This is a genomic window from Chryseobacterium sp. VD8, from assembly GCF_037149975.1.
Taxonomy (GTDB): domain Bacteria; phylum Bacteroidota; class Bacteroidia; order Flavobacteriales; family Weeksellaceae; genus Chryseobacterium; species Chryseobacterium indicum.
The window spans coordinates 1-6,122 of the sequence record NZ_JBBCQL010000255.1; the positions used below are offsets into that span (position 1 = coordinate 1).

Sequence of the window (6,122 nt, forward strand, 5' to 3'; positions counted from 1 at the left end):
TTTACGTTTGCGCAGAGGCGGGCTACAGCAAAAGTAAGCGATACCGCAATTATCAAAAAAGATTATCAGTTGGCAGATCCTACACAGTATGAAGCCTACTATGATATAAAAACAGGAATGTATTTCGAATATCCTAAGGTGGGAAATACGATAACCGGACAGCCGACTGCGATGTCTCCTGAAGATTACAAGGAGTTTATGATGGAGGCTCAGACGAAAGCTTACTATAAAGAGAAGTCGGACCGCTATAGTCTGATGTTCCGAAAAGATAAAAGTGATGCAGCGAGAAAAGGTTTAATTCCTTCATTGCAAATTAATAACAGGCTTTTCGAAACCATTTTCGGAAGTAATAAAATTGAAATTATTCCTACTGGATATGCTTCTTTCGATTTTGCCGGACTCTATCAGAAGATTGATAATCCATTAATCTTACCACAGAACAGAAAGAGTTTTACATTTGATATCGATCAGAGAATTCAGCTCGGATTATTGGGGAAAGTCGGAGAGAACCTTCAGCTAAAAGCCAATTACGATACCCAGAGTGGTTTTGCTTTTGAAAACAGAATGAATCTTGTCTGGCAGGCTAAAGGAAGCTGGAAAGATCTTCAGCAGAAAGGTCTGCAGGATGTAGATAAACCAAGTGCAGGAGGAGAAGATAAAATCATTAAAAGAGTAGAATTCGGTAACGTTAATATGCCGCTTTCAACCAGCCTGATCCGTGGTTCTCAATCTTTATTCGGGGTTAAAACAGAGTTCCAGCTGGGGAAAACCTTTGGGACAGTGGTGCTTTCCCAACAGCAGGGTGAAGCCAGAAATATTACGGTACAAGGTGGTGGTGTAATGAATACATTTAAATTAAATGCAATTGATTATGAAGACAACCAGCACTACTTCTTGGGACATTATTTTCTGGATAAATATGACGGAGCTTTATTAAACTATCCTCAGATCAATTCAAAGATCAGCATTACAAGATTGGAAGTTTGGGTTTTGGATCAGGGAAACAGCAATTTACAGTACCAGAAAAGTATTGTCGGAATCAGGGATTTAGGGGATGCTCCGGGAATTCTTCCGGATAATAACCAGCCGGGTTTCAACCTGTATTCCACAATCAACGGATTACCGGGTTTAAGAGATGCAAGTACAACATATAATGCAATCAATGTACAGAATCTTCCGGTTGCGACAGGAACAACAGAAGTTTATCAGGATGGTGAACACTTTATCTTTAATAAAAAAGCAAGAAGATTAAATACTAATGAATATACCTTACAGCCACAGTTAGGATATATCTCATTAAACCAGAAACTTAATGATAATCAGCTTTTGGCAGTTTCCTTCTCCTATACGGTGAATGGAAGCAATCAGGTATATAAAGTCGGGGAATTCTCTGAAGAAAGTACGGTTTTAATGGCAAAACTTCTGAAGCCGAATACAACGGTAAAAACCACTTCTCCGATGTGGAATCTGATGATGAAGAACATCTATTCTTTAGATGCGGGACAGGTGAATAAGGATGGATTTATCCTGAATGTTTTATACAGAGATCCACAATCCGGAGGTAAGGTTAATTATCTTCCGGTTGCCAATAATCCGCAGGTGAGCAGTGTTCCTTTAATCAAATTATTAAACTGGGACAGACTAAACGCTAACGGAGATTTACAGAACAACGGAAGTTCAACAGGAGACGGTGTTTTTGACTTTGTTAACGGAATTACCATAAGACCGGAAACCGGAAGAGTAATCTTCACCAAAGTTCAGCCTTTTGGTAGTTATATTCAGAATGTAATAGGAACTAACGATCCTCAGTACGTGTTCTTGGATCTTTACAGCCAGCAAAAGCAAGTGGCTACATCAAGCAATCTGGCGCAGCGTTACACCATTGAAGGTCGTTACAAAGGTGTTCAGGGACAGGGAATTTCTCTGGGGGCGGTTAATGTTCCTCAAGGTTCGGTAAAGGTTTCGGCAAACGGAGTTCAGCTTACCGAAGGGATAGACTACACCGTAGATTATATGTTAGGAACAGTTACCATCATCAATGAACAGGTAAAACAATCCGGACAGGCAATTAATATTTCACTGGAGAACCAGTTAACATTCAATACCCAGAGAAAGAGATTTATGGGATTGAATCTGGAAAGAAGATTTAATGAAAACTTTATCTTGGGAGGAACCGTTGTAAATTACTCCGAATCGCCACTTACCCAAAAGGTAAATTATGGTCAGGAAGCCGTGAACAATACTATGGCAGGAATCAACTTGATGTACAACAATAAACTTCCGTTCCTTACAAGACTAACAGACAAGATCCCTCTTGTAAACACTGAAGCACCATCCAATCTGAATTTCAAAATGGAGGCAGCCTATTTACTTCCCGGTTTAAATAAAGGAATTAACGACCAGTCTTATATTGATGATTTTGAACAGACCACTTCGAAAATTACATTAAAAGAACCTACAGCATGGAGCTTGGCTTCAAAACCGGAAAAGAACCAGTCTGATCCGTTATTTACAGGAGCCGGAAAAAATAATGACAGAACAGAGGGTTACGGTAGAGGGTTGTTATCATGGTATAACATTGATCCTAGATTTTATGGAGTAGGAGGAAAAGCTCCCGCAGGAATCACTCCGCAGTCGGTTTCCAATCATGCTTCAAGAAGGGTACAGTTCTCGGAAATTTTCAACAACAGAGATTTTGTGGCAGGAGAACAGACGTATACCAATACTTTTGATATTTCGTATTATCCTGCAGAAAAAGGTCCTTACAACTCGAACCCTAATACGGAAACAACAGCACAGAGATGGGCGGGAATCATGAGACCGATCAGCGTTTCCAATTTCGTAAATTCAAACATCGAATATGTAGAATTCTGGATGATGGATCCTTACGCAGACGGAAATACCTTGGGTACCAATCCAAAACTTTTACTGCATTTAGGAAATGTTTCTGAAGATATCCTTAAAGACGGACAGATGCAGTACGAAAACGGATTGCCAACTCCTTCGGCTCCGTCTACAACTACGGCATCAAACTGGGGAACCCAACCGAAGCAGCCACCGATTCTTTACGCTTTCTCAAGTGAAGGAGCAGACAGAAAGGCTCAGGATTTGGGATATGACGGTTTAAGTTCGGATCAGGAAGCAGCATTGTTTGGAAATACATTTATCAATCCTGTTACCAATGTTTCCGACCCTGCAGTAGATGATTTTGTATTTTATATGTCAGACAAGTTCACAGGAACTCAGGCGTCATCTCTGGTTCAGCGATACAAATATTTCAGAGGTCCGGAAGGAAACTCTCAGAGCAACTCTTTGGAAGTTTCTTCACAGACTCCGGATGCGGAAGATATTAATAAAGATTACAACTTGGACCAGACGGAAAGCTATAACCAGTATGAGGTAAGCTTAACTCCTGGAAGCTTAACTTTAGGACAGAATAATATCGTAGATGTTAAAACAGTTCAGGCATCATTCCAGAACGGGCAGACTTCTCAGGTAAAATGGTATTTATTCAGAATTCCGGTATCAAAATATGTTACAACTGCCGGTAATGCAGACCCTTCTATTTTGAATAATGTAAGATTTGCAAGATTATTATTAACAGGTTTCGATCAGACTTCAACGTTAAGATTCGGAACGATGGATCTGGTGAGATCAGACTGGAGAAAATATCCTAAAAATATTGCCAATACGGGAAATTCAGGAGCTACGGATGAAGGGACACTCACTACAAATAACGATAACTTTGAGGTGGGAAGTGTAAATATTGAAGAAAATGCACTGAATCAGCCGCCTTACGTTTTGCCTCCGGGAATCGACAGACAGATTTTAAGCGGTAATGCAGGGGCACAGAGACAGAATGAAGCTTCTTTATATTTAAAAGCGACATCCCTTGCTCCGTCTGAAGCGAGAGGGGTATTTAAAAATACTTCTCTGGATATGAGAAGATACAAGAAGCTGAAACTTTTTGTACACGCTCAGGATCCTGGTAAAAGAGTATTCGGTTTTAATAAAGAAACCAAATTCTTCATCCGTTTAGGTAGTGATGCCACAGATAACTATTATGAATATGAATCTTCACTCTTCGTTACACCATCTACCGCTACAACACCTATGGAAATCTGGCCGATGGAAAATGATGTGGATTTAAATATTCAGGATTTTGTGGACGCTAAAATAAGAAGAGATAAAAATCACCCGACGCAAATTGTACAAAGATTAAAAGATGAGGTTTTTGATCCGGGGAATACTTTTAAAAGTCTTTACATTAAAGGTCGACCAAGTTTAGGAAATATCACGACCATTATGATAGGGATCAGAAATGGTTTTGAAAGAGGAACTTCCGCAGCTGTCGCAATCGACAGAATTCTTTGGGTAAACGAAATTCGTCTTTCCGAAATAGAAAACGACGGAGGGTATGCAGGAAACGCCAGCTTAAACTTCAACCTTGGAGACTTTGCAACCGTGAATACAAGTGCTTCTTATACTTCAGTAGGATTTGGAAACATCGATTCTAAACCTGCAGAAAGACATCAGTCTACTCAGTCTGCATTCAGTATCAATACAGCCGTAAATGTAGATAAGTTTTTGCCTGAAAAAAGCGGAGTTAAAATTCCTGTAAATTATTCTTACTCTCAGACTATTGAAGATCCGAAGTACAATCCTCTGGATACGGATGTTGAGTTTAAGAAAGCAGCTAACAAGGAACAGCTTAAAAAAGTAGCAAGAACCTTTACGCAGCAAAGAAGCATAGGTGTTGTGAATATGCATAAAGAAAGAATGAATCCGAACAGGAAACCTAAGTTCTACGATATCGAAAACGTATCGGTAACGGCGGTTTACAACGACGATTATTATAGAGATATTTATACCAAGAAAAATTACAGACAATATCTCAGAGGGTATGTGGATTACAACTACACATTCAAACCTTGGGTAATCCGTCCGTTCAATAAAATGATAAGCGATACCGCGAAGTCTACGAAATATTTAAGGTGGGTAAAAGAATTTAACTTTAATCCTATTCCTACAAGATTCTCTTTCAGAACTGAAATCGACAGAAATTACAACGAATTGCAGTTTAGAAATATCGATGCGATTCTTACAGGGAATTATGGTGATGACTTTGCTGCTATTAAAAACAGAAACTTCTATTTCGGATGGCAGTATGGTTTAGGATTTAATTTTACTAAATCTTTAAAACTGGAAATCAACTCGGCTACCAGAACATTGAATGATAATGTAGATGTAAACTCAATGGACAACAGTTCTATCTTTGGAAATGTTTTCAGAGCAGGAAGACCGGTACTGTACAATCACAGAGTTCAGCTGAATTATAAATTACCATTCCAGTATCTTCCTTATCTGGATTTCATCGATGCAGAATTAGGATACGGATTTACCTACAACTGGAATGCAAGATCTACCGTATTGCTGTCGAGTCCGGATGGAAGCTTAGGTTCGGTAGGGCAGAATACCAATGTTATTCAGGCAACAGGAACGGCAGATTTTACGAAGTTCTTCGGACAGTTTAAATATTTCAAAAATATTTCAGCAAAATTACAGAAACGTAAGCAGGAAATAGATTCTTTAAATAATGCCTACACCCAACAGTGGGAGAAGAAAAGATATGCTTATAAAAAATATAAGTTTAAATCCAGACTTACGCCGCTTCAGAGCATGGCTTATTTATTAACATCTATGAAGCAGTTGGATATTAATTACTCTGAAAATAACGGAACCGTTCTTCCGGGGCTGCTTTCTGCTCCGAACTGGTATGGTTACGGACAGACTTTGGGAGGTCCTACGATCGGATTCCTTTTTGGCTCTCAGGCGGACATCAGAAGAACGGTAATGGAAAACGGATGGGTGAGTGATTCTCAATTTATGACAGATCCTTATGTGAGGATGTCAACGCGCGAATTAAGAGCCAATTTGCAGATAATACCTATGAATGATCTTCGGATTGATATCAACGCATTGCATAATTACAACCGCAACTTTACCCATACAGGATTCAATTACAGAGATCCGAACACAGGAGTTGCCAATCCGAATTATACATTTGCGAATGATTTGGTAACATACTCCAATTCGGTTGTTTTACTGAAAACGGCATTCAA

General features: G+C 39.3%; 1 protein-coding gene. It reads left to right on the forward strand.

Features of this window, described 5'->3' with window-relative positions; genetic code table 11:
• Window positions 1-6,122 (forward strand): T9SS outer membrane translocon Sov/SprA (sov, locus tag WFK35_RS19600; RefSeq protein ID WP_442892092.1); only part of this gene is annotated, 6,122 nt, incomplete at both ends.